Below are 22899 nucleotides of genomic sequence, written 5' to 3'. Positions count from 1 at the left end.
CGGCGGCGGACAGGGCCGCAGGTCGGCGCGCGCCCGCGGACCGGCGAGGGTTTCGGCGGTGTCGGCGTCCCTGCGGTCCCGGGCCGCTGGGGTACCGCCGCCGGGCGCGGCGTCGTCGTCCTGCAGCTGCAGCCACAGCGCCCCGATCAGCGCCACGACGACGGCGAGCACCACGACGGTCCAGCGGGTCGAGGTGCTCACGAGGATTCGGCGGATCGTTAGAGGCCGGCCAGTGCCAGCAGGTGCTCGGTCTCCGGACCGCGGACCAGCGCGGCGGCCGTCGGCGGATCGGTGGGGCCGGTGCCATAGGACGGGCAGTCCTTGGCCAGCACGCAGATGCCGCAGGCCGGCTTGCGGGCATGGCAGACGCGGCGCCCGTGGAAGATCACCCGGTGGCTGAGCAGGGTCCACTCGCTGCGGTCGATGAGTTCTCCGACCGCGTGCTCGACCTTGACCGGGTCCTCCTCGGCGGTCCACCGCCAGCGGCGCACCAGCCGGCCGAAGTGGGTGTCGACCGTGATGCCGGGGACGTCGAACGCGTTGCCAAGGATGACGTTGGCGGTCTTGCGGCCCACCCCCGGCAACGTCACCAGTTCCTCGAGGGTGGCGGGCACCTCGCCGTCGAACCGCTCGACCAGTTCCTGGCCCAGCCGCATCAGCGAGTTGGCCTTGTTGCGGTAGAAGCCGGTGGTGCGGACCAGCTCTTCGAGTTCGGTGCGGTCCGCCTGCGCGTAGTTCTGCGCGGTGCGGTACTTCGCGAACAGTGCCGGCGTGGCGAGGTTGACCCCCTTGTCGGTGCTCTGCGCCGACAGGATGGTCGCGACCGTCAGCTCGAGCGGATTGGTGAAGTCCAGTTCGCAGTACACATGCGGAAAGGCAACGGCGAGTTCGCGATTCATCCGGCGGGCACGCCGCACCAGGCCGAGGCGGGTCTCGTTGTCCCACTTCTTGGCCGACGGGCGCCGCGCCGGCACGGACCGCGTCGGCTTCTCGGCCGACGACGCACCAGTAGTCACGACGGCAAGCCTACTGACCGTCACCGACACGGCTGCGTCCGAAGCGGTTCCCGGCCTGCTCGGAGGCTGTTTCGGGGCGGTGCGTACCGGTGACAAACCGTGATCCTGCTGAGACCTTCGGCGTGTTTACTTCCCCGTGTGTCCTGGTTGCTCGTGGCCTTCATCCCCGTGTTGCTGATGTTGGCGACGTTCGGGCTCGAGCGGCTGGAGTCCGGACTCACCCGAGATACGGTGTCGGCCACCGACGTCGCCGAATTCCTGGCTCAGGCCAAGGCAGCCGACGTCGACACGCTGGCGCGCGACGGGATGAGTGAGGCGATCGTCGGCCAGCAGCGGCGACGGCACGACCGCGAGGCAACGGTGGAGACCCTGCCGACCCGACTCGCCCCGACGGGTTTGCCCACGCGACTTCATCTGACGCATCGGCCCAATCCGCAATTTCAGCCGACTCGCCACGCCAATCCTGTGTAGCGTTGGCACGTTGCGAGAGCGCGTACCTCTACACTGGCTTCGCTAACCAGTCAGGGGCGGATAGCGCATGTCATATCACCGAACAGCTTAAGGGGCAACGTGGACGAGATCCTGGCCAGGGCCGGAATCTTCCAGGGAGTCGAGCCCAGCGCCGTATCCGCGCTGACCAAGCAGCTTCAGCCCGTCGACTTCCCGCGCGGGCACACCGTGTTCGCCGAGGGTGAGCCCGGCGACCGGCTGTACATCATCATCACGGGCAAGGTGAAGATCGGCCGCCGCTCGCCGGACGGCCGGGAGAATCTGCTGACCATCATGGGCCCGTCGGACATGTTCGGTGAGTTGTCCATCTTCGACCCCGGTCCGCGGACGTCGAGCGCCACCACCATCACCGAGGTGCGCGCCGTCTCGATGGACCGTGACGCACTGCGCGCCTGGATCGCCGACCGCCCCGAGATCGCCGAGCAGCTGCTGCGCGTGCTGGCCCGCCGCCTGCGGCGCACCAATAACAACCTGGCCGACCTCATCTTCACCGACGTTCCGGGCCGGGTGGCCAAGCAGCTGCTGCAGCTGGCGCAGCGCTTCGGCACCCAGGAGGGCGGCGCACTGCGCGTCACCCACGACCTCACGCAGGAGGAGATCGCCCAGCTCGTCGGCGCCTCCCGCGAGACCGTCAACAAGGCGCTCGCCGATTTCGCCCACCGCGGCTGGATCCGCCTCGAGGGCAAGAGCGTGCTGATCAGCGACTCCGAGCGGTTGGCCCGCCGAGCGAGGTAACGAGCGAGCATCCAGCACAGCGCCCGGTAGTCAGGGTCACTGGGAGCGTAGGTAGTCCAACTGTGCCTGCACGCTCCACTCCGCGGCTTCCCACAGCTCCTGGTCGACGTCGGTGTAGACGTGTTCGACGACCTGCCGCGCGGTGGCGTCGTCGCCGAGGGTGCGCAGCGCCTCGCGGACCTGGTTGAGCCGGTCCTCGCGGTGGGCGAGATACATCGCGGTCACCGCCTCGAGGTCCCCGAGATCTGGGCCGTGGCCCGGGAGCACGGTGCGCCCGCCGAGCCCCTTCAGCCGGCGCAGCGACTCCAGGTAGTCGCGCAGGCTGCCGTCCTCGTGATCGATGACGGTGGTGCCGCGACCGAGCACCGTGTCGGCGGTCAGCACGGCGTCATCGAGGACGAACGACAGCGAGTCGGCGGTGTGCCCGGGTGTCGCCATCACCTTGATGCGCAGGCCCGCGGCGTCGATCACCTCACCGTCGGTCAGCGGTCCGCCCAGTCCGCGCAGGAATCCGCTGCCCACCGCCCGCACCACCGCGCCGGTGCGCTCGACGATCTTGTCGATCGCGTCGGTGTGGTCGCCGTGTTTGTGGCTGATGAGCACCAACGGGATGCTGCCGAGTTCGGCCAGCCGGGCGACGTGTTCGTCGTCGTCGGGGCCGGGGTCGACGATCACCATCTCGGCACTGCCCGGCCCGCGCAGCACCCAGGTGTTGGTGCCGTCGAGCGTCATGATGCCGGGGTTGTCGCAGAGCAGGACCGACGCCGTCGCCGTCACCGGGCGAAGCTGCCCGTATGCCGGATGCTGGAGCGCGGCGGCCCCGTCGCTCACTCGACCTCGACGACGATCTCGACCTCCACCGGTGCGTTGCGCGGCAGTTCGGAGACGCCGACCGCGGACCGGGCGTGCGCACCGGCCTCACCGAAGACCTCGCCGAACAGTTCCGACGCGCCGTTGATCACACCGGGCTGGCCGTGGAAGCCCGGGGCCGAAGCGACGAAGCCGACCACCTTGACGATTCGCACCACGGCGTCGATCCCGACGAGTGCGTGCACCGCGGCCAGCGCGTTGAGCCCGCACAATCGGGCCAGCGCCTTGGCCTGCTCGGGGTTCACCTCGGCGCCGACCTTGCCGGTGGCAGTCAGCTCACCGGCCACGATGGGCAACTGGCCGGCCGTGTAGACGAGATCGCCGGTCCGCACCGCGGGCACGTACGCCGCCAGCGGCGTCACCACCCCGGGCAGGTCGATCCCGAGTTCGTCCAGTCGCGCGGACCAGGTCACTCCCGGGTCGCTTCCCTCCTGCCCACCGAACGTCACTTGGGCCGTTTCAGGTACGCGACGTGCTGCTCGCCGGTCGGGCCGGGCAGCACCGACACCAGCTCCCAGCCGTCTTCTCCCCACTGGTCGAGGATCTGTTTGGTGGCGTGCGTCAGCAACGGCACCGTCGCGTATTCCCAGCGGGTCGGTTCGCTCATGCGCCGAGCTTATCGGTCCGTGCCCTCGGTCCGGCATGCCCGCTTGGCTAGCATGCAGTGGTGGCATCCACTACCAACGGCGGTAGACCCGTCGGCTGGCCCTCGCGGCTGACCAAGGCGCGGCTGCATTTCGTGACCGGCAAGGGCGGCACCGGCAAATCGACCATCGCGGCGTCGCTGGCGTTGGCCCTCGCGGCGGGCGGGCGCAAGGTGCTGCTCGTCGAAGTCGAAGGGCGACAAGGCATCGCGCAGCTGTTCGACGTGCCGCCGCTGCCCTACAAAGAGGTCAAGATCGCCACTGCCGACGGCGGCGGGCAGGTCAACGCGCTGGCCATCGACACCGAGGCCGCGTTCCTCGAATACCTCGACATGTTCTACAACCTCGGGCTGGCCGGGCGGGCGATGCGCCGGATCGGCGCCGTCGAGTTCGCCACCACGATCGCCCCCGGCCTGCGCGACGTGCTGTTGACCGGCAAGATCCGCGAGATCGTCACCCGGGCCGAGAAGGGCAAGCAGCCGGTGTACGACGCGGTGGTGGTCGACTCACCGCCGACCGGCCGCATCGCCCGCTTCCTCGACGTCACCAAGGCGGTGTCCGATCTGGCCAAGGGCGGCCCGGTGCACTCGCAGGCCGAGAGCGTGGTCAAGGTGCTGCACTCCGAGCTCACCGCGATCCACCTCGTCACGCTGCTGGAGGCGCTGCCGATCCAGGAGACGCTGGAGGCCATCGACGAGCTGAAGGCCATCGACCTACCGATCGGCAGCGTCATCGTCAACCGCAACATCCCGACGTACCTCGACGCCGATGACCTGACCGGGGCCGCCGAAGGAAACCTCGACGCCGAGGCCGTCCGCTCCGAACTCGCCGGTGCCGGAATCACGCTGTCGGACAACGAATTCGCCGGCCTGCTCACCGAGACCATCCAGCATGCCACCCGCATCGCCGCGCGGGCGGAGAGCGCCGAGCAGCTCGACGGGCTCGACATCCCGCGGCTCGAACTGCCCGCACTGCCCGACGGCGTCGACCTCGGCAGCCTCTACGAACTGGCCGAAGAGCTCGCCCAGCAAGGAGTCCGGTGATGAGCACCACCCCGCCCGCCCTCGATCTGGGCGCCATCCTGTCCGACCGGGCCAACCGCGTCGTGGTGTGTTGCGGCGCAGGAGGTGTCGGCAAGACCACCACCGCCGCCGCGATGGCGTTGCGGGCCGCCGAGTACGGCCGCACCGTCGTGGTGCTGACCATCGACCCGGCCAAGCGGCTTGCTCAGGCGCTGGGCATCAAGGACCTCGGCAACACCCCGCAGCGGGTGCCGCTGGCGCCCGAGGTGACCGGCGAACTGCACGCGATGATGCTCGACATGCGCCGCACGTTCGACGAGATGGTGATCCAGTACTCGGGACCCGAACGGGGAGAAGCGATTCTGGACAACCAGTTCTATCAGACGGTCGCCACGTCGCTGGCGGGCACCCAGGAGTACATGGCCATGGAGAAGCTGGGCCAGCTCCTCGGCGAGGACAAGTGGGATCTGGTCGTCGTCGACACCCCACCGTCACGCAACGCCCTGGACTTCCTGGACGCCCCGAAGCGGCTGGGCAGCTTCATGGACAGCCGGCTGTGGCGGATGCTGCTGGCGCCTGGCCGCGGCATCGGCAAGCTGGTCACCGGCGCCGTCGGCCTGGCGATGAAGGCGATGTCGACGATCCTCGGCTCGCAGATGCTCTCGGACGCAGCGGGTTTCGTGCAGATGCTCGACACCACGTTCGGCGGCTTCCGGGAGAAGGCCGATCGCACCTACGCCCTGCTCAAGAGGCGGGGCACTCAGTTCGTGGTGGTGTCGGCGGCCGAACCGGACGCGCTGCGTGAGGCGTCGTTCTTCGTCGACCGGCTGTCCCAGGAGAAGATGCCGCTCGCCGGCCTGATCCTCAACCGCACCCATCCGATGCTGTGTGACCTGCATGCCGACAAGGCGTCCGAGGCCGCCGAGGAGCTGCTGGCAAAGGATCCGGGTTCGCTGCCCGCGGCGGTGCTGCAGGTGCACGCCGCGAGGGCGTCGACCGCCAAGCGGGAGATCCGGCTGCTGTCCCGGTTCACCGGTGCCAACCCGCACGTGGCGATCGTCGGTGTGCCGTCACTGCCGTTCGATGTGTCGGATCTCGACGCGCTGCGCGCGATCGCAGATCAGATCACGGGCTCGGTGAATCAGCAGGCCGAACAGGCCTGAGGGCAGGCGTCAGACGGCGCTGCGGTGTTTGCGCTGAGCTGAGAAGAACTCCGCCCAGGAGTTGACCTCGGGATGCTGCTTGAGCAGGGCGCGGCGCTGCCGTTCGGTCAGTCCACCCCACACACCGAACTCCACGCGGTTGTCGAGTGCATCGGCTCCACACTCGAGGATCACCGGGCAGTGCCTGCAGATGACGGCGGCTTTGCGCTGGGCGGCGCCACGAACGAAGAGCTCATCGGGATCGGCCTGACGACAGCGTGCCTGCGATACCCAGGCGATCCGCGCCTCGGCTTCGGCGCCCGGTAACGGTGTCGGGGAGGGGAGAATAGTGGTAGTTCGTTGCGCCGCGAGCCCATTTTTTGACACCAGCGATCCCTTCGTTCTGCCGCCGCCCCGGTCGGCGAGTCCACCCGAGTAGATCACTGCTGCGATCTACGCCACACTGCGCCAGAAAGTGTGTCCTGGATCGCACTGTGTGTCCAAGCTAGGTGGTCAGCGGGTATTTACGCAACAGTTTGTCGGGCACTTTTTTGGCACTCCCGTGCCGACACGCGCAGTTTGCCGGGTCACGCGGCTCCCGGCGGCGGGGTCCGAACGGGCAATCACGCCGGTCAGGGGATGTCCTCCGGCGGCCTCGTTACTCTGTACCCATGCCGGAGCGCCCACCCAGAGCCGTCACGCTCATCAAGCTCGCCTGGTGCTGCCTGCTGGCCAGTGTGCTGACGGCGGCATTGCTGTTTCCCGTGGTCGGCGGCATCGGGCTGATGTCCAACCGGGCGTCGGACGTGGTTGCCAACGGCTCGGCGGCACTGGTCGAGGGCGAGATCCCGCAGGTGTCGACGATGGTCGACGCCAAGGGCAACACGATCGCCTGGCTGTATTCGCAACGCCGCTTCGAGGTGCCCAGCGAGCAGATCGCCAACACCATGAAGCTGGCGATCGTCTCCATCGAGGACAAGAGGTTTGCCGAGCACAACGGCGTCGACTGGCAGGGCACCCTGACCGGCCTCGCCGGATACGTGCGCGGCGACGCCGACACCCGCGGCGGATCGACCCTCGAACAGCAGTACGTCAAGAACTATCAGCTGCTGGTGATCGCGCAGACCGACTCCGAGCGGCGCGCGGCGATCGAGACCACACCCGCCCGCAAGCTGCGGGAGATCCGGATGGCGCTCACGCTGGACAAGACGTTCACCAAGCCGGAGATCCTCACCCGCTACCTCAACCTGGTGTCCTTCGGCAACGGCGCGTTCGGCATCCAGAACGCCGCGCAGACCTATTTCGGGGTGAACGCGTCGGAACTGAACTGGCAGCAGTCCGCGCTGCTGGCGGGCATGGTGCAGTCCACCAGCACGCTGAACCCCTACACCAATCCCGACGGCGCGCTGGCGCGGCGGAACCTGGTGCTGGACACGATGATCGACAACATCCCGGCCGAGGCAGAGGCGTTGCGGGCGGCCAAGGAGCAGCCGCTGGGCATCCTGCCGGTGCCCAACGAACTGCCGCGCGGCTGCATCGCCGCGGGTGACCGGGCGTTCTTCTGCGACTACGCGCTGGAGTACCTGGCGCGCGCCGGGATCAGCAAGGAGCAGGTGGCGCGCGGCGGCTACCTGATCAGGACGACACTCGACCCCGACGTGCAGGGCCCGGTGAAGTCGGCGATCAACCAGTTCGCCAGCCCCGACCTCGAGGGCGTGGCCAGCGTGATGAGCGTGATCAAGCCGGGCAAGGAGTCGCACCCGGTGCTGGCGATGGCGTCCAACCGCACCTACGGTCTCAACACCGAGGCCGGCGAGACCATGCAGCCCCAGCCGTTCTCGCTGGCCGGAAACGGCGCCGGTTCGGTGTTCAAGATCTTCACCGTCGCCGCCGCGATGGATATGGGCATGGGCATCAACACGCAGCTGTCGGTTCCCGGGCAGTTCCAGGCCAAGGGCCTGGGCAGCAGCGACCGGCCGGGCTGCCCCGCGGCCACCTGGTGCGTCAGCAACGCCGGCGGGTACCGCGGCACGATGAACGTGACCGATGCGCTGGCCACCTCGCCGAACACCGCGTTCGCCAAGCTGATCTCGCAGGTCGGCGTGCAGCGGGCGGTCGACATGTCCGTGCGGTTGGGCCTGCGGTCCTATGCGCTGCCTGGCACCGCCCGCGACTACGACCCGGAGAGCAACGAGAGCCTCGCCGACTTCGTCAAACGGCAGAACATCGGTTCGTTCACCCTCGGCCCCATCGAGGTGAACGGGCTGGAACTGTCCAACGTCGGCGCGACCATCGCCTCCGGCGGCATGTGGTGCCCGCCCAACCCGATCGCCCAGGTCCTCGACCGCGCGGGCAACGAGGTCTCGGTCACCACCGAGACCTGTGAGCAGGCGGTGCCGGAAGGCCTGGCCAACACGCTGGCCAATGCCCTGAGCAAGGACGACACCGGTTCGGGCACCGCGGCCGCCGCCGCCGGCTCGGTCGGCTGGGACCTACCGATGTCGGGCAAGACCGGCACCACCGAATCCAACCGGTCCTCGGCGTTCCTCGGGTTCACCAACCAGTACGCGGCGGCGAACTACATCTACGACGACTCGACCGAGCCCAGCGAGCTGTGCTCGTTCCCGCTGCGCCAGTGCGGTTCGGGCGGTCTGTTCGGCGGCAACGAACCGGCGCGCACGTGGTTCGCGGCGATGAAGCCGATCGCCACCAATTTCGGTGACGTGGTGCTGCCGCCGACCGACCCGCGCTACGTCGACGGCGGTCCCGGGTCGCAGGTGCCCAGTGTGGTGGGCCTGACCACCGACGGCGCCCGGCAGCGGATCAGGGACGCCGGATTCCAGGTCGCCGACCAGATCAGTTCGGTGAACAGCGGCTCGCGGGCGGGCACCGTGGTGGGCACCTCGCCGAGCGGGCAGACCATCCCGGGATCGATCGTCACGATCCAGGTCAGCAACGGCATCTCACCGCCTCCACCGCCTCCGGTCGGCATCCCCGGTCTGCCGGGCGGCCCGCCTGCGCCGGTCGGCCAGACCGTCGTGCAGATCCCCGGGCTCCCGCCGATCACCGTGCCGGTGCTCGGGCCGCCGCCACCACCGGCGCCGCCGCCACCACCGTGATCCACCTGTGCGATTGCTTACGGCTGCGGGGCGCGAGGGGGTGAGCGGGCACGACTCGCAGTAGGCTGCGAGTCATGCCCGACCCTTCGACGGTTCTGAAGAACGCCGCCGCCGTGTCCGTCGGCAGCCTGGCCGCCGGCATCGGCTACGCGTCGTTGATCGAGCGCAACGCGTTCGTGATGCGCGAGGTCACCATGCCGGTGCTGACGCCGGGTTCGTCGCCGCTGCGGGTGCTGCACCTGTCCGATCTGCACATGCGCCCCGGTCAGCGGCGCAAGCAAGCGTGGCTGCGGGACCTGGCGCGGCTGCAGCCGGACTTCGTGGTGAACACCGGCGACAACCTCGCCCACCCGCGGGCGGTGCCCGCGGTGGTCCAGGCACTCGGCGACCTGCTGTCGGTGCCCGGCGTGTTCGTGTTCGGCAGCAATGACTACTTCGCGCCGCGGCTGAAGAACCCGCTGAACTACATCACCAATCCCAGCCACCGGGTGCACGGTCAGCCGCTGCCCTGGCAGGACCTGCGCGCCGCCTTCACCGAACGCGGCTGGGTCGACATGACACACGTCCGCCGCGAGCTCGAGGTGTCCGGCCTGAAGATCGCCCTCGGCGGAGTCGACGACCCGCACCTCAAGCGGGACCGCTACGACGCGATCGCCGGCGCCGCCGACTCGACGGCGAACCTCACCCTCGGGGTGACGCACTCGCCGGAGCCGCGCGTGCTGGACCGCTTCGCCGCCGACGGATACCAGCTGGTGCTGGCCGGGCACACGCACGGCGGCCAGCTGTGCCTGCCGTTCTACGGCGCCATCGTGACCAACTGCGAACTGGACCGGTCGCGGGCCAAGGGCGCCTCGCGCTGGGGTGCCCGCATGCAGTTGCACGTCTCGGCGGGTATCGGCACGTCGCCGTTCGCTCCGCTGCGGTTCTGCTGCAGGCCCGAGGCCACGATGCTGACCCTGGTGGCCGCGCCGATCGGCGGCAAGGACGTGGGCAGCCGCGCCGGCCAGTCGCACCCGGCCGTGTCGGCGCGGTGATCGACCGGGCCGCCACCGCAGCCCGCAGTCAGCCGCGCGAGTGGCTGGACAACGCCATCCGGCTGATCGAGGCCGACGCCCGCCGGAGTGCGGACACCCATCTGCTGCGTTATCCGTTGCCCTCCGCGTGGTGCGCCGACGCCGATGTGGCGCTGTACCTGAAGGACGAGTCGACCCACATCACCGGCAGCCTCAAGCACCGGCTGGCGCGCTCGCTGTTCCTCTATGCGCTGTGCAACGGCTGGATCGGCGAGAACACCACCGTCATCGAGGCGTCGTCGGGATCGACGGCGGTGTCCGAGGCGTACTTCGCGGCGCTGCTGAACCTGCCGTTCATCGCCGTGATGCCGTCGTCGACCAGCCCGTCGAAGATCGCACTCATCGAATCACAGGGTGGGCGTTGCCATTTCGTGGCGGAGTCGTCACAGGTGTACGCGGAGGCCGAGCGGCTCGCCGAGGAGACCGGCGGGCACTATCTCGACCAGTTCACCAACGCCGAGCGGGCCACCGACTGGCGGGGCAACAACAACATCGCCGAGTCGATCTACGAGCAGATGCGCGACGAGGCGCACCCGATCCCGGAGTGGATCGTGGTGGGTGCGGGCACCGGCGGCACCAGTGCGACGATCGGCCGCTACATCCGCTACCGCAGGCACGCGACCCGCCTGTGTGTGGTCGATCCGGAGAACTCGGCCTTCTTCCCGGCCTACGCGCAGGGGCGCGACGATGCGACGGGCTCGTCGTCACGCATCGAGGGGATCGGGCGGCCGCGCGTCGAACCGTCGTTCCTGCCGGGTGTGGTCGACCGGATGGTGGTGGTGCCGGATGCGGCATCGGTCGCGGCTGCGCGCCACGTCAGCGCCGTGCTCGGTCGGCGGGTGGGGCCGTCGACGGGGACGAATCTGTGGGGCGCGTTCGGGTTGCTCGCGGAGATGACCTCGGCGGGGCGCAGCGGCTCGGTGGTGACGTTGATCGCCGACAGCGGCGACCGCTACGCCGACACCTACTTCTGCGACGAGTGGCTGACCAGCCAGGGCATCGACCCCTCGGAGTCCGCCGAGTCACTCGTGGAGTTCGAGCGGTCCTGCCGCTGGTCCTGATCGTCGGAGCCCTTGATGAGCGGGCCGTCGGAGGTCAGGAACAGCCAGACTGCCGCCAGGACGAAGAACCCCAGATAGATGGACGCTCCCAACCCGGTCATGTCGTGCCTCGATTCTGCCTCTCGATCGGCGCTCTGCCGTCACCGTGGTTAACGTCTGGGGTACCTACTTCCTTCCCGGGTGCGGAAGTGATCTGCGCCGCTTGACCGGTCGCGGTATCCGTTTGGCTTATCGGCCCGCCGGTGCGATACCCTGTCAAAGCTTCACGCGGGGTGTGGCGCAGCTTGGTAGCGTGCTTCGTTCGGGACGAAGAGGTCGTGGGTTCGAATCCCGCCACCCCGACTCAGTGCAGTTGGAGGCCCTGATCCGGTAGGTCCGGTCAGGGCCTTGTTGCGTAGGTGTCGAGAGTGAGCACAGCAGGTGTGTGCTGGAGCCTGCGAGGATGGACTACGTGGCTGAAGCGAATCGCCTGCCCGGGCAGCCCGAGACCCCAGAAGTCACGATGATGGATTCCCGTACGGCATCAACGCTGGTGTTCTTGTCCTCGGCTGCGGTGCTGGTGGTCGAGATCACCGCGCTGAGACTGCTGGCTCCGTATCTGGGACTGACACTCGAAACCAGCACGATGGTCATCGGAATCGCGCTTTGCGCAATTGCTTTCGGATCCTGGATGGGAGGGCGTGTCGCCGACCGGAGGGATCCGCGTCATCTCATCGGGCCTGCGCTGGGCGTGTCCGGGGCTGTCGTGGCGTTCACGCCGGCGCTGCTGAGAAGTGTGGCCGAGTGGGCGCCACCTGCCCTGATGTCGATGGCATCTGTGACCATTCTGGTGCCGGGTGCGCTGCTGTCCGCTGTGACGCCGATGGTGACGAAGCTGCGGCTGAGCAGGCTCGCCGAGACCGGCACGGTGGTGGGGCAACTGTCCGGAGTAGGCACCGCGGGCGCGATCGCCGGAACCGTGCTGACCGGGTTCGTCCTGATCTCGCGGCTACCGGTTACCGCCATCCTGGTCGGCCTCGGGGTGTTGTTGGTTGCAGGCGCCGGCTTGTTCGAGTGGCGAAGCCGCAGGTGGAGCGGTGCTGGTGCGGCAGCTTTGGCGCTCGTGACCGTGGCGGGTGGTGTCGCCGGCTATGTCGCACCCGGCGGGTGCGACGCGGAAACGCAATACCACTGCGCCCGGGTGATCGCAGACCCCGACCGCAGCAGCGGCCGCACCCTGGAACTCGACGGTGTGCGGCACTCGTACGTCGACGTCGATGATCCGACTTTCCTGCAATTCACCTACATCCGGGCCGTCGCCTCTATCGTCGATGCGTCGTTTCCCGGCTCCGAACCACTGACGGCCTATCACCTCGGCGCAGGAGGGCTGACGTTTCCCCGCTATCTCGCCGCACGCCGGCCCGGCACGGACAACGTTGTCTCCGAGATCGACGGCGGAGTGGTGCGCATCGACCGCGACGTACTCGGCGCATCAGAAACCGGGATCGACCTTCGCGTCGAAGACGGCAGACTCGGCCTGCGCCGACTCGAAGCCGGCAGCCGCGATCTCATTGTCGGCGACGCCTTCGGCGGTGTGAGTGTGCCGTGGCACCTCACCACCGTCGAGGCGATGGCCGACGTGCGCAGAGTCCTGAAACCCGACGGCATGTACGTCGCCAACCTCATCGACCACGGGGATCAGGCATTCGCGCGCGCGGAGGTCGCGACCTTGATGCACACCTTCGATCGAGTCATTCTCGCGGGCGAACCCAACGATCTCGGCCTCGATCCGACAACCCCGCCGGACGGCGGCAATCTGGTCGTGGTGGCCTCCGACCGCCGACTTGACCAGGGCAGGCTCCAAACAGCGCTCGACACCCGTGAAACGCGATGGACCCTTGTCGCCGACGCCCACTTGTCCGCTTGGATCGGCGACGCACAGGTGCTCACCGATGACTACGCACCGGTCGACCAACTTCTCGAGCCCTACCCCGCGCCGCACAGTCGGTGAGTGCCCGAAGCCGTTCTGCCGATCCGCCCGCGCGCCGCTCATGTCGCTTGGGCGCGGCGATGTCTACTGCGGGTGGGTCGCAAGGTAGTCCGCGACGGGGACCGGCGATGTCGCGGAGTATCCGACGGGCAGCAGCACGTCACCGGCCGTCGTGCGGTAGTAGACCTCCCACCGGTGGTACCCGTTGAACGCCGCGGGGTCGGCCGCGAGCACCGCCGCGTAGTCCGTGATGCCCTGCACGTAGTCCTCGGAGTTGTTGTACCGGAACAGCGCACGTCCGGGATCGGCGGCGAAGCCGTTGGCGGCCAAGTGGCGCCCGGCGGCCAGGATGCTGTCGCGTGGGGCGTAGATGTCACCCCCGTCGCCGTACGCGGCGAACGTCGAGGGCAGGAACTGCATCGGACCCTGCGCTCCCGCGGTACTGGTGCCCACGATGCTGCCGAGCCGGGTCTCGACCAGGTTGATCGCGGCCAGATAGTTCCAGCCCACCCCGGATGCCGCCTCGGCCTCCCGGTAGTGGCTCAACAGTTCCTGCGCTGGCCGCGGCGGGTCGATCCGCCAGGCGGGCAACGTGTCCTTCGCCTCGCCCTGCAGCAGCGCGTCGAGCGCGCGGCGCGCGGAGACGTTGAGGTCGAAGACCGTCAGCAGCGACTGAGGGATTCGGGGACGGGTGACCGCGTCCCATTCGGGATGCCTGCCGATTGCGCGGTAGGCCGCCTGCTGGCGCCGCGCCGCCGTGCTCAGCACGGCCTCCGGCGACGACGGGTCGCGCAGCGCGCGCTCGTCGGCAATCAGGTCGTCGGTGATCTGGGCGGGCTCAGCCGCCAGTCGCGGCTGCGCCGGTTCGGGCGGCGGTGCCGGCGCCGGCTCAGCCACTGGCGCCGATGACGGGGCCGGCGCAGAGGTCACCGATTCGGGAGCGGGCGGCTCCGAACAGCCGGCGAGGACGAGCGCGGTCACGACCGCCGCGACGGACCGCGAGCAGCGTGTGGCAGCGATGTCGCGACGATAGCAACACCTCCCCGGCCCGTCGCCCAACCAAGCGGTGGATAGGCTCACCGGTGATGACCGCTCTCGACAACGACAAGACCGACGCCGCCGCTGCCGCCGGGCTCAGCTGGATCGCTGCTCTGCTGCAGTACCGACGCGACGGTGACACGTTCGTCGCGCCCCAGGTCAGCACCGGTCCCGAGCACCGACTGTTCGGCGGGCTGGTCGCTGCCCAGGCCCTCGGCGCCGCGGGCGCAACCGTCGAGCCCGACAAGCTGCCGCAGTCCCTGCACGCCTACTTCGTGCGCGGCGGCCGCTACGGCGTCGACGTCGAAATGCACGTCGAGCGCACCCGTGACGGCAGATCGTTCGACACCCGCCGCGTCACCGCCGTTCAGCAGGGCACCGCGATCCTCGAGATGATCGCCTCGTTCCACCGGCCCGAGGCGGGCACCGACTGGCACCCGCCGCGCACGCCCGGCATCGCATTCGCCGACGCGGTGCCCAAGTCGCCGGACCTGGAGTCGGTCGAGCACTTCGAGATCCGCACGCACCCCGACGACGACTCCCCCTTCGCGGTGCCGCCGTTCTGGATCCGCACCGTCGAGCACATCGAGGACGACCCCCTGGTCCGGGCCTGCGCACTGACCTACATGTCCGACTTCGGGCCCGTGCCGTCCGCGCGCCCGCCCGGCGCGCCCGCAGTCCCCGGCGCCGGCATGGCGGCCAGCCTCGACCACTCGGTGTGGTTCCACCGTCCGTTCGTCCCGCATCACTGGCACCGCTACGAGGTGAACGGCGTCAACAACAGCGACGCGAGGGGGCTGGCCATCGGCTCGCTGTACGACACCTCCGGCGCTCTGGTGGCCAGCACCACCCAAGAAGCCCTCTGGCGCTTCTGAACTCGCCGCGCCGGGTGTTTGCCCACGTCGTGACGGGGTAAAAGACACGCGTGACACTTGCGCCCCTGTTGACCGAACCGACGCTCCCCGAGGCCCGCGGCCCGCTGTCCCTCGCGGTGGTGAACCTGCTGTCGGAGCGCGCTCCGCGCAATCACCTCTCCCGCGTCGAGGCGTCCGTCGGCGACTCCGATCCGTACGGTCTGGACCTGCACCTGGCGCTCTACACCTGCTACGAACTGCACTACCGCGGCTTCGCGGGCGTCGATCCGGCCTGGGAGTGGAATGCCGGCCTGCTGCATCTGCGCGGCCAGCTGGAGCAGGCGTTCCTCACCGCAGTGCGCAACGACGTCGGTGAGATTTCCGAGGACGAGACGGCTGCGGCCGAGATGGACGCGCTGGCCGTCGAACCGGCCGACGGCTCCGGCCCGTCCTACTACCTCCGCGACGAGGGCACCTGGGAGCAGATGCAGGAGTACTTCGTGCACCGCTCGCTCTACCACCTCAAGGAGGGCGACCCGCACGCCTTCGCGATCCCGCGGCTGACCGGTCAGGCCAAGGCGTCGTTCGTCGCCGTCGAGTTCGACGAGTTCGGCGGCGGCCGGGGGCCGCGGCTGCATCAGCAGCTGTTCGCCGATCTGTTGGAGGCGGCGGGCCTGGACAACACCTATCTCGGCTACATCGACCACGTGCCCGCAGAGGCGCTGGCCGCGGTGAACCTGATGTCGATGTTCGGTCTGCACCGAGCGCTGCGGGGTGCGGCCGTCGGACACTTCGCGTCCACCGAGATCACGTCCTCGCCCGGATCGCGCAGGCTGGTCGACGCACTCGAGCGGATGGCCGCCCCGGAGGCGTGTGTGGCGTTCTACCACGAGCACGTGGAAGCCGACGCGGTGCACGAGCAGGTGGTGCGCACCGACGTAGTGGGCGACCTGGTGGCGCGGGAACCGATGCTCGACGCCGACGTCGTCTTCGGGATCAGGGCACACGCGCTCGTCGAGGACCGCCTGGCCGACCACGTGATGCGCAGCTGGGCCGACGGCGAGAGCTCGCTACGCCGGCCGCTGGTCTAGCTTGTCGGCCTTCTCCCCGGCGCCGCTCCTGCGGCGGCGCCGGTGACTGGTGTCGCACAGCGGGTAGTTCTTCGAGCGTTTGCACACGCACAGCGCGACCATGAAGCGGTCGGACTCCACGACGCTGCCGTCGGGCATCTCGATGCGGACCGGGCCCTGCACCATCACGGGCCCGTTCGGCACCACCCGCACGAGGCGGGGTTCCTCACTCACGGCTTGTCGGCTCTGATCACGACGAGTTCCTCCTCGCGGCGGCCCGGCTCGAGCAGCCCGGCCTCCTCGAGCCACGCGGCCCGCGCCGAAAGCACCGGGCCGAACGGGATCCATTGGTAGGCAATGATCTCCGCGTCCAGACCGGCCGCGGCCAGACCGGCGAGGGTCTGCCTGGGCCCGGAGAACTCGGAGTGCACGATCAGCATGGACCCGCCATCGGCGAGCAGGCTGGGCGCCGCGGCGCAGAGCGGGTCGAGCACCAGCCGGCCGTCGGGTCCGGCGTTCCAGGCCCGCGGCGGGCCTGCGTGGGCCGGGATCGTCGCGTCGTCGGCGAGCTCGGGGTCGTGCGGCACGTACGGCGGGTTGCTGACGATCAGGTCGAACGGGCCGAACTCGACGGCCCTGGCCCACGAACCGAGGTGCACATCCACGGCGGCGCCGGCCGCGGCCGCGTTGACGCGCGCGGTGCGCACCGCGCGGGGGCAGATGTCGAAGGCCGCGACGGCCGATGCGCCCTGCAGCGCCGCACCGATGGCGACGAAGCCGCTGCCCGTGCACAGGTCGGCGACCCGGTTGCCGACCGCCAGCCCCGTCTTCTCCATCACGTCGACGAGAAGCTGGGAATCCTCCTGCGGGGCGTACACGCCCTCCGGCACGACAACGGTGTCGCGTTCGTCGGTGTATGCGGTGGTCACTTCGGCCTTTCGACGAGCTTCGCTGTGATGTCACAGCACTGCGTTGATTAATGCCCCTCGTGCGATTCGCTAAACCCCCGCCGGGTTTGCGCGTCGTCCGTCCGGGCACCCGGAACCGATGAAGATCTCGGACATCGCCGCACTTCCCGTCCAGGCCGGCGCCGCGCTGCGGCACGCTCGGCTGTTCCATCCCTCCGGTGTGCTGGCCACCGGGACGATCGAACGGGTCGCCCCGCCGAACGAGGGACTGCCGGTGCCGTCGGGCGACGTTGTGGGCCGAGTATCCAAGGCCGTCGGCGTGCCCGACTCCTGGCCGGACATCGTCGGGCTCGCCTGGCGGATGACAGATCCGAAGTCCGGCAAGCCCTGGGACGTGCTGCTCGCCTCGACCTTCGGCGAGGGGATCGGCCGGGTGCTGCTGCGGCCGGTGGCCGGCTGGTCCGACGTGTCGTTCACCAGCCTGATGCCTTTGCGGTACGGCGACGGCCTGTGGTGGGTCCGTGCCCGGATGACGACCGTGCTCGACGTCGCGGGCCTGCCGTTGTCCGCGGCCGAGGACCGGATCGCCGCCGACGGGCTGGAATTCGACGTCGAGCAGGCGGCGGGCACCGGGGACTTCCATCCGCTGGCCAAACTGACGCTGCGGGCCCGCGCCCCGAAGGGCGAAGACGTCTCGTTCGACCCGACCCGCAACAGCGCGCCGGGCGTGCGCCTGTTCCCCGGCTGGCTCACCGACTTCCGGGAGGCCGCCTACCGGCGCAGCCGCGAGGGACGCGACGCCGAGTAGGCCTAGTCCGACGACTCCGGGGCGTCCTCGGGCGTGGTGACCTCGGGAGCCACCTCCCGGGTGGCCATCCCGCCCTCCTTGCCCTCGTCGGTCGGGCCCGGCCGGCCGCCCTTGGGCTCGTCGGCGAGTTCGTCGTCGTAGATCCCTTGTCCGCGTGGCATGGCTGCCCCTTTCTCGTCGCGCACCGGCTACCCGTCGCGGTGCCGGCCCAACCAGGGGCGTCCCGGCCATACATTCGCTCGACGGGTGTCAAGTCATGTGATGCAGCAAACGTTGACTGTCTACATAAACGAGCCGGATCATTGGCGGCGTGTCGAAGAAGAGTGAGCGCGAACTGATCGACGACGTCGAGCACCGGCTCGTCGCGAGGTTCGTGGACGTTCCAGCCGGCCTGGTGGCCACCACCGTCGACGATGCCTACCGCCGGTTCGAGGACAGCGTGATCCGCGACTTCATTCCGCTGCTCGTCGAGCGCAGGGTCAGCGACGAGCTGGCCACGGTCGCAGCCGGGCAGCCCGACCGCTCGTTCGCACTCGCCGGAGTCTGAGCTCAGCCGGCCGCGCTGCGCAGCTTCTCCAGCAGCGGCCCCGCCGCCTCGTCGAGGAACCGCTCCTGCCCCTCGTCGCCCACCTGCACCAGCGCGATGTCGGTGAAGCCGGCCTTCCAGTACTCGCTGACCGCCTCGACGATCGCGTCGAGGTCGGGCCCACACGCGATGGCGTCGGCGGTGTCCTCGGGGCGGACGAACTGCGTCGCACCGGCGAAACCCGCGGTGGTGGGTAGATCGGCATTGACCGCCCAGCCGCCGGCGAACCAGCGGAACTGTTCGTGGGCCCGGGCGACCGCGGCGTCGCGGTCGGGGTCCCAGCAGATCGGGATCTGGCCGATCACCCGCACGTCACCCGACAGTCCGGTCCCGCGCCGCGCGTGGTGCCAGGCATCGACCGCGTCTCGGTCGGGCTGCACCGCTATGAGGTGGTCGGCCAGCGGGGCGAACGTTTCCACCGACCGCTCACCGGACACCGCCGCCGCGATGGCCACCGGAACGTCCGGCAGGTCCCACAGCCGCGCCGAGTCGACCTCGAAGTAGTCGCCCTTCCAGTCGACGACGTCGCCGGTGAAGAGCTCGCGGATGATGTGGATGGCCTCGCGCAGCATGTCGTGCCTGCGGGTGATCGTCGGCCAACCCCGGCCCACCACGTGCTCGTTGAGGTTCTCGCCGCTGCCCAGGCCGAGGGTGAACCGCCCGTCGGCGAGGATCTGCAGCGTCGCCGCCTGCTGGGCGACGATCGCGGGGTGGTACCGCATCGTCGGGCAGGTGACGTAGGTGAACAATTCGACGCGCTCGGTGGCGTGCGCGACCGCGCCGAGCACCGTCCACGCGTTCGGCGCATGCCCCTGGGCGGACAGCCACGGCGAGTAGTGGTCGCTGGACACCTCGAAGTCGAAACCGACCTGTTCGGCCGAAACGGCATAACGGACAAGGTCTTTAGGGCCGCTCTGTTCAGTCATCAGGGTGTAGCCGAAGCGCGTCATGCGCACCGGGTAGCCCGTCGCAGGCCGCGGCAAACGGCCGCTACAGGCGGGCCTTGACCGCGGCCGACAACCGCGAGCCGTCGGCCTTGCCCGCAGCGATCGCGGTGGCGGCCTTCATCACCTGACCCATCTGACGCATCCCGGGCCGCTCCCCGATCTCCTCGGCGACCTGGGCGATCGCGGTGTCGGCGACGTCGGCCAACTCGGCCTCCGTCAGCGGAGTGGGCAGGTACTCGTCGATGACGCGCGCCTCGGCATGCTCGTTGGCGGCGAGTTCACCGCGTCCGTTCTGCGTGTAGACCTCGGCCGCCTCGGCGCGCTTGCGTGCCTCCCGCGCCAGCACCTTGAGCACCTCGTCGTCGGACAACTCGCGCGCCTGCTTGCCGGACACCTCCTCGTTCTGGACGGCCGCCAACAGCATTCGCAGAGTCCCTGTGCGCAGCTTGTCCTGCGCCTTCATCGCCGAGGTGAGATCCGCGCGCAGGCGCTGCTTGAGTTCCGCCATGCCGCCAACCTACGCCCGCGGCCCGTCCCGTTCGACAGGTTCGGCGTTCGCCACCGGGACACGTTGTGCGCGAATGTTTTCGATGCGTCGACTGCGCCCACCCCTGGGGTGTGCGGCGCCGGGCCGGGCGGACACGTTGCCGATTCCTGCGGCGCTCGACAGGATGGTGGGCATGAGCAACGACGCCGACGGGTTCGGTCCGGCCGGCCCGCCGCCGCCGGGGTACCAACAGCCTGGATACCAACAGCCGGCCTATCCGCCGCCCGGCTACGCACCGCCCGGTTACCCGCCGCCCGGCTACGCACCTCCCGGGTATCCGCCGCCCGGCTACGCACCTCCCGGATATGGGCCGCCGGGCTACGCACCTCCCGGATACGGGCCGCCGCCGGGCTACCCGTATGGCGGTCCGGCCCAGGCGTTGCAGCCGGGGGTGATCCCGCTGCGACCGCTGACCCTGTCCGACATCTTCAACGGCGCGGTCGCCTACATCCGGCGCAACCCGAAGGCGACGCTCGGCCTCACCACGATCGTGGTGGTCATCTCCCAGCTCGTGGCGCTGGTCCTGCAGATCGGTCCGCTGGCGGCCAGTGGCGGACTGCTCTCGACGGTGCAGGGCGAGCCGACGACGTTCGGCGACGTGGTGGCCCTCACCGGTTCGTCGCTGGTGGGTGGCGTCACCACCATGCTGGCCTCGATCGTGCTGAGCGGCATGCTCACGGTGGTGATCGGCCGGGCGGTGTTCGGGGCCGGCATCACCATCGGCGAGGCATGGGAACGGCTGCGCCACAGGCTGCTCGCCCTGATCGGATTCACCCTGCTCGAGATCGCGGCCTTCCTGGTCGCGGCCGTGGTGATCGGGATCGTCATCGCCCTCGCGGTCAGCGCCGGGGGCGCCGTCGCCGGATTCCTGGTCGGCGCCCCGCTGGTGCTGCTTGCCGTCGCCGCCCTGGTCTACGCGGCCACCGTGCTGATCTTCGCGCCGCCATTGATCGTGCTGGAGCGGCTGCCCGTCTTCACCGCCATCGCACGGTCCTACGACCTGGTCAAAAAGGACTTCTGGCGGGTGCTCGGAATCTGGCTGCTCGCCACCATCGTCACGGCCCTCGTCGCAGGCGCGGTGTCGGTGCCGTTCAGCCTGATCGGCCAGGTGCTGACGACGACGGCCGACAGTTCGTCGAGCGCGATCCTCGGACTGGTCCTGGTGTCGATCGGCAGTGTCTTCGGGCAGATCCTCACCGCACCGTTCGCCGCGGGCGTCACCGTCCTGCTCTACACCGACCGGCGCATCCGCGGCGAGGCGTTCGACCTCGTGCTGCAGACCGGCGCGGCCGCCGTGCCCGGCACCCCGCAGGACTCCACGGACCACCTGTGGCTGACCCGGCAACGGTGACGTGCCTGCGTTAGACATCGGCCGCGACGCCGCGCACGACGCCGCCCAGCGTGAACTGGGCAAGCCGATCTACCCCCGGCCGTCGCTCACCGAACGGCTCAGCGAGTGGTTCGACGAGCTGCTGTACCGCATCGCCGCCGAGGGTTCCACGGTGCCCGGCGGCTGGTTCACCATCTCGGTGCTGATCCTCATGCTCGTCGTGGCACTGTTCGTCGCACTCCGGGTCGCCCGGCGCACGCTGCGCACGAATCGCGGCGTGCAGCCGCTGTTCGCCGGCCAGGAACTCAGCGCCGTCGAACACCGGGCGACCGCCGAACAGTTCGCCGCCGCCGGTGACTGGGCCTCGGCGATCAGGCACCGGCTGCGCGCCGTCGCGCGCCACCTCGAGCAGACCGGCGTCCTCGCACCGGTGCCGGGCCGCACCGCCACCGAGCTCGCCAGGGACGCCGGCGCCGCGCTGCCCGGCCTCGCCACCGAACTCGGCTCGGCCGCAACCGCTTTCAATGACGTCACCTATGGCGAACGGCCAGGAACCGAATCCGCGTACCGCCTGATCGCCGGCCTCGACGACCATCTGCGCTCGCGCACACACGCCACCTCGTCCACCGGTGGCGATTCCGCGCCGGCCGGCGGCTGGGCCGGGGTCCGATGACGTCCACCCCGACGGAACCGACCCTCCGGCAGCGCTGGAGCACCGGCCGCTGGGTGCTTCTCGCCCTGGTGGTCATCGTCGCGGTCGCCACGATCGGGACCTATCTCACCGCGCCCCGGCCCGGCGGTCGGCTGGACGCCGGGTCGACGTCACCCGACGGCGCCCGCGCGCTCGTCACGCTGCTGCGTGAGCAGGGCGTCGACGTCACCGTCGCCGACACCGTGGCCGACGTGGAGCGCGCCGCCACACCCGACACCCTGCTCGTCATGGCACAGACCTTTCAGGTCGGCGACGAACTGATGGACCGGCTCGCCGCGGTGCCCGGTGACCGGTTGCTGCTCGAGCCCGGCTCGCGGGCCCGGGATGCCCTCGCGCCCGGCGTCGAACCGGGAGAAGACACGTCGTTCGGTGGCGAGCCCGACTGCGACCTGCGCGAGGCGGTGGCGGCCGGAGACGTGCGGCTCGGGGTGAGCGAAACCTACGACGCCGCCGAAGGCGTCTCGTTGACCCGCTGCTACGACGGCGCCGTCGTGCGGTACCGGGACGGCGGGCGCGTCGTCACGGTGGTCGGCGCCGCCGATTTCATGACCAACGGAACACTGAGCGACCGCGGCAACGCCGCGCTGGCGATGAACCTCGCCGGCTCCCGTCCACAGGTCATCTGGTACGCCCCGCAGCAGCCCGAGGGTGAATCATCGGGCACCGCAACGATCTTCGAGCTGATACCCGACCACGTCACCTGGATCGTGCTGCAACTGTGTCTGGCGGTCGCACTGGTTGCGGTGTGGCGGGCGCGCCGCATCGGACCGCTCGTCGCCGAGCGGATGCCCGTCGTGGTGCGGGCGTCGGAGACCGTCGAGGGCCGCGGCCGGCTGTACCGGTCGCGCCGCGCCCGCGACCGCGCCGGGTGCGGGCGTCGGAGACCGTCGAGGGCCGCGGCCGGCTGTACCGGTCGCGCCGCGCCCGCGACCGCGCCG

At 69.7% G+C, this 22899-nt stretch carries 26 protein-coding genes, 1 tRNA gene and 1 pseudogene; 16 read left to right on the top strand and 12 right to left on the bottom strand.

Annotation, left to right across the window (positions count from 1 at the left end; genetic code table 11):
- Together H7I41_RS27495 and nth are read right to left on the bottom strand one after the other, a co-directional pair.
- Positions 1–201 (bottom strand): annotated as a pseudogene (locus H7I41_RS27495) (TlpA family protein disulfide reductase); the annotation flags it as partial.
- A gap of 17 nt (positions 202–218) precedes the next feature.
- Positions 219–974 (bottom strand): endonuclease III, encoded by a 756-nt coding sequence (gene nth / locus H7I41_RS27490; protein WP_372503813.1) that lies wholly within the window; start codon positions 972–974, stop codon positions 219–221.
- Positions 975–1193: 219 nt separating this feature from the next.
- Here nth and H7I41_RS27485 point away from each other — a divergent pair, with 219 nt between their 5' ends.
- Positions 1194–1487: a hypothetical protein gene (locus tag H7I41_RS27485; RefSeq protein WP_264015814.1), complete on the top strand. Its 294-nt coding sequence runs from the start codon at positions 1194–1196 to the stop codon at positions 1485–1487.
- A 99-nt stretch (positions 1488–1586) separates the two neighbouring features.
- Complete coding sequence (gene crp, locus H7I41_RS27480) at positions 1587–2261, top strand: cAMP-activated global transcriptional regulator CRP (RefSeq protein WP_005063269.1); 675 nt, start codon at positions 1587–1589, stop codon at positions 2259–2261.
- A gap of 36 nt (positions 2262–2297) precedes the next feature.
- Here the strand turns inward: crp and H7I41_RS27475 are convergent, their stop codons facing one another.
- The 3 genes from H7I41_RS27475 to sp36 are packed head-to-tail and all read right to left on the bottom strand — an operon-like array spanning position 2298 to position 3738.
- Positions 2298–3092, bottom strand: coding sequence for an MBL fold metallo-hydrolase (locus H7I41_RS27475; RefSeq protein WP_264015811.1), 795 nt, complete (start codon positions 3090–3092; stop codon positions 2298–2300).
- Positions 3089–3544, bottom strand: a complete 456-nt coding sequence (locus tag H7I41_RS27470; protein WP_264015810.1) for a RidA family protein — start codon at positions 3542–3544, stop codon at positions 3089–3091. The genes H7I41_RS27475 and H7I41_RS27470 overlap by 4 nt, the downstream gene beginning before the upstream one ends.
- Before the next feature lie 32 nt (positions 3545–3576).
- Positions 3577–3738, bottom strand: a complete 162-nt coding sequence (gene sp36 / locus H7I41_RS27465; protein WP_014817956.1) for a Sp36 family protein — start codon at positions 3736–3738, stop codon at positions 3577–3579.
- A gap of 60 nt (positions 3739–3798) precedes the next feature.
- Here sp36 and bagA point away from each other — a divergent pair, with 60 nt between their 5' ends.
- A complete protein-coding gene (gene bagA / locus H7I41_RS27460; protein ID WP_302912864.1) occupies positions 3799–4818 on the top strand; it encodes an ATPase BagA in 1020 nt (339 codons plus the stop codon).
- Positions 4818–5960 carry an ATPase BagB gene (gene bagB, locus H7I41_RS27455; RefSeq protein ID WP_264015808.1) on the top strand — a complete coding sequence of 381 codons (1143 nt, stop codon included), beginning with the start codon at positions 4818–4820 and terminating at the stop codon, positions 5958–5960. The genes bagA and bagB overlap by 1 nt, the downstream gene beginning before the upstream one ends.
- Before the next feature lie 9 nt (positions 5961–5969).
- Here the strand turns inward: bagB and H7I41_RS27450 are convergent, their stop codons facing one another.
- Positions 5970–6287 (bottom strand): WhiB family transcriptional regulator, encoded by a 318-nt coding sequence (locus H7I41_RS27450; RefSeq protein ID WP_264015813.1) that lies wholly within the window; start codon positions 6285–6287, stop codon positions 5970–5972.
- Between the two features lie 323 nt (positions 6288–6610).
- Here H7I41_RS27450 and ponA2 point away from each other — a divergent pair, with 323 nt between their 5' ends.
- From ponA2 to H7I41_RS27425, 5 genes are all read left to right on the top strand, one after another.
- Positions 6611–9058: a transglycosylase/D,D-transpeptidase PonA2 gene (gene ponA2, locus H7I41_RS27445; protein WP_264015807.1), complete on the top strand. Its 2448-nt coding sequence runs from the start codon at positions 6611–6613 to the stop codon at positions 9056–9058.
- A 74-nt stretch (positions 9059–9132) separates the two neighbouring features.
- A complete protein-coding gene (locus tag H7I41_RS27440) occupies positions 9133–10092 on the top strand; it encodes a metallophosphoesterase (protein ID WP_264015806.1) in 960 nt (319 codons plus the stop codon).
- Positions 10089–11192, top strand: coding sequence for an L-cysteine desulfhydrase Cds1 (cds1, locus tag H7I41_RS27435; RefSeq protein WP_264015805.1), 1104 nt, complete (start codon positions 10089–10091; stop codon positions 11190–11192). Before H7I41_RS27440 ends, cds1 begins: the two co-directional genes overlap by 4 nt.
- Positions 11193–11460: 268 nt before the next feature.
- Positions 11461–11534: transfer RNA gene (locus tag H7I41_RS27430), tRNA-Pro, on the top strand.
- A gap of 100 nt (positions 11535–11634) precedes the next feature.
- Positions 11635–13182 carry a fused MFS/spermidine synthase gene (locus tag H7I41_RS27425; protein ID WP_372503811.1) on the top strand — a complete coding sequence of 516 codons (1548 nt, stop codon included), beginning with the start codon at positions 11635–11637 and terminating at the stop codon, positions 13180–13182.
- 63 nt (positions 13183–13245) lie between these two features.
- Here H7I41_RS27425 and H7I41_RS27420 read toward each other — a convergent pair whose 3' ends face one another.
- Positions 13246–14181 carry a lytic transglycosylase domain-containing protein gene (locus H7I41_RS27420; RefSeq protein WP_372503812.1) on the bottom strand — a complete coding sequence of 312 codons (936 nt, stop codon included), beginning with the start codon at positions 14179–14181 and terminating at the stop codon, positions 13246–13248.
- Between the two features lie 65 nt (positions 14182–14246).
- On the opposite strand from H7I41_RS27420, the gene H7I41_RS27415 reads away from it, so the two are divergent.
- Both H7I41_RS27415 and H7I41_RS27410 read left to right on the top strand, forming a co-directional pair.
- Positions 14247–15074 carry an acyl-CoA thioesterase gene (locus tag H7I41_RS27415; RefSeq protein ID WP_264015802.1) on the top strand — a complete coding sequence of 276 codons (828 nt, stop codon included), beginning with the start codon at positions 14247–14249 and terminating at the stop codon, positions 15072–15074.
- A 50-nt stretch (positions 15075–15124) separates the two neighbouring features.
- On the top strand, positions 15125–16144 hold the full coding sequence (locus H7I41_RS27410) for an iron-containing redox enzyme family protein (protein WP_264015801.1): 1020 nt from the start codon (positions 15125–15127) through the stop codon (positions 16142–16144).
- On the opposite strand, the gene H7I41_RS27405 is transcribed toward H7I41_RS27410, so the two are convergent.
- Together H7I41_RS27405 and H7I41_RS27400 are read right to left on the bottom strand one after the other, a co-directional pair.
- Positions 16124–16309: a CDGSH iron-sulfur domain-containing protein gene (locus tag H7I41_RS27405; RefSeq protein ID WP_264015812.1), complete on the bottom strand. Its 186-nt coding sequence runs from the start codon at positions 16307–16309 to the stop codon at positions 16124–16126. The genes H7I41_RS27410 and H7I41_RS27405 overlap by 21 nt on opposite strands.
- A gap of 44 nt (positions 16310–16353) precedes the next feature.
- Positions 16354–17052, bottom strand: coding sequence for a HemK2/MTQ2 family protein methyltransferase (locus H7I41_RS27400; RefSeq protein WP_264015800.1), 699 nt, complete (start codon positions 17050–17052; stop codon positions 16354–16356).
- Between the two features lie 118 nt (positions 17053–17170).
- Between H7I41_RS27400 and H7I41_RS27395 the strand changes: the two genes are divergently transcribed.
- Positions 17171–17839 (top strand): phosphodiesterase, encoded by a 669-nt coding sequence (locus H7I41_RS27395; RefSeq protein ID WP_264015799.1) that lies wholly within the window; start codon positions 17171–17173, stop codon positions 17837–17839.
- Positions 17840–17841: 2 nt separating this feature from the next.
- On the opposite strand, the gene H7I41_RS27390 is transcribed toward H7I41_RS27395, so the two are convergent.
- Positions 17842–18000 (bottom strand): hypothetical protein, encoded by a 159-nt coding sequence (locus H7I41_RS27390; protein WP_264015798.1) that lies wholly within the window; start codon positions 17998–18000, stop codon positions 17842–17844.
- 149 nt (positions 18001–18149) lie between these two features.
- Between H7I41_RS27390 and H7I41_RS27385 the strand changes: the two genes are divergently transcribed.
- Positions 18150–18386, top strand: a complete 237-nt coding sequence (locus tag H7I41_RS27385) for a three-helix bundle dimerization domain-containing protein (protein WP_264015797.1) — start codon at positions 18150–18152, stop codon at positions 18384–18386.
- 2 nt (positions 18387–18388) lie between these two features.
- On the opposite strand, the gene H7I41_RS27380 is transcribed toward H7I41_RS27385, so the two are convergent.
- Both H7I41_RS27380 and H7I41_RS27375 read right to left on the bottom strand, forming a co-directional pair.
- The gene (locus H7I41_RS27380) at positions 18389–19375 is read right to left on the bottom strand and encodes an LLM class F420-dependent oxidoreductase (protein ID WP_264015795.1); all 987 of its coding nucleotides are present in this window, start codon (positions 19373–19375) and stop codon (positions 18389–18391) included.
- A 40-nt stretch (positions 19376–19415) separates the two neighbouring features.
- Complete coding sequence (locus H7I41_RS27375) at positions 19416–19880, bottom strand: GatB/YqeY domain-containing protein (RefSeq protein WP_264015794.1); 465 nt, start codon at positions 19878–19880, stop codon at positions 19416–19418.
- A 172-nt stretch (positions 19881–20052) separates the two neighbouring features.
- Here H7I41_RS27375 and H7I41_RS27370 point away from each other — a divergent pair, with 172 nt between their 5' ends.
- The 3 genes from H7I41_RS27370 to H7I41_RS27360 all read left to right on the top strand — a co-directional run.
- Complete coding sequence (locus H7I41_RS27370) at positions 20053–21270, top strand: glycerophosphoryl diester phosphodiesterase membrane domain-containing protein (RefSeq protein ID WP_264015793.1); 1218 nt, start codon at positions 20053–20055, stop codon at positions 21268–21270.
- 1 nt (position 21271) lies between these two features.
- The gene (locus tag H7I41_RS27365; RefSeq protein WP_264015791.1) at positions 21272–21922 is read left to right on the top strand and encodes a DUF4129 domain-containing protein; all 651 of its coding nucleotides are present in this window, start codon (positions 21272–21274) and stop codon (positions 21920–21922) included.
- Positions 21919–22899: DUF4350 domain-containing protein (locus H7I41_RS27360; protein ID WP_264015789.1), on the top strand; the 981-nt coding region annotated here is incomplete at its 3' end. The genes H7I41_RS27365 and H7I41_RS27360, both read left to right, overlap by 4 nt.

It is taken from the genome of [Mycobacterium] manitobense (genome assembly GCF_025821665.1).
Classification (GTDB): domain Bacteria; phylum Actinomycetota; class Actinomycetes; order Mycobacteriales; family Mycobacteriaceae; genus Mycobacterium; species Mycobacterium arseniciresistens.
The sequence above is the reverse complement of the archived record's forward strand: the minus strand, read 5'-3'. Positions and strand labels throughout refer to the sequence as shown.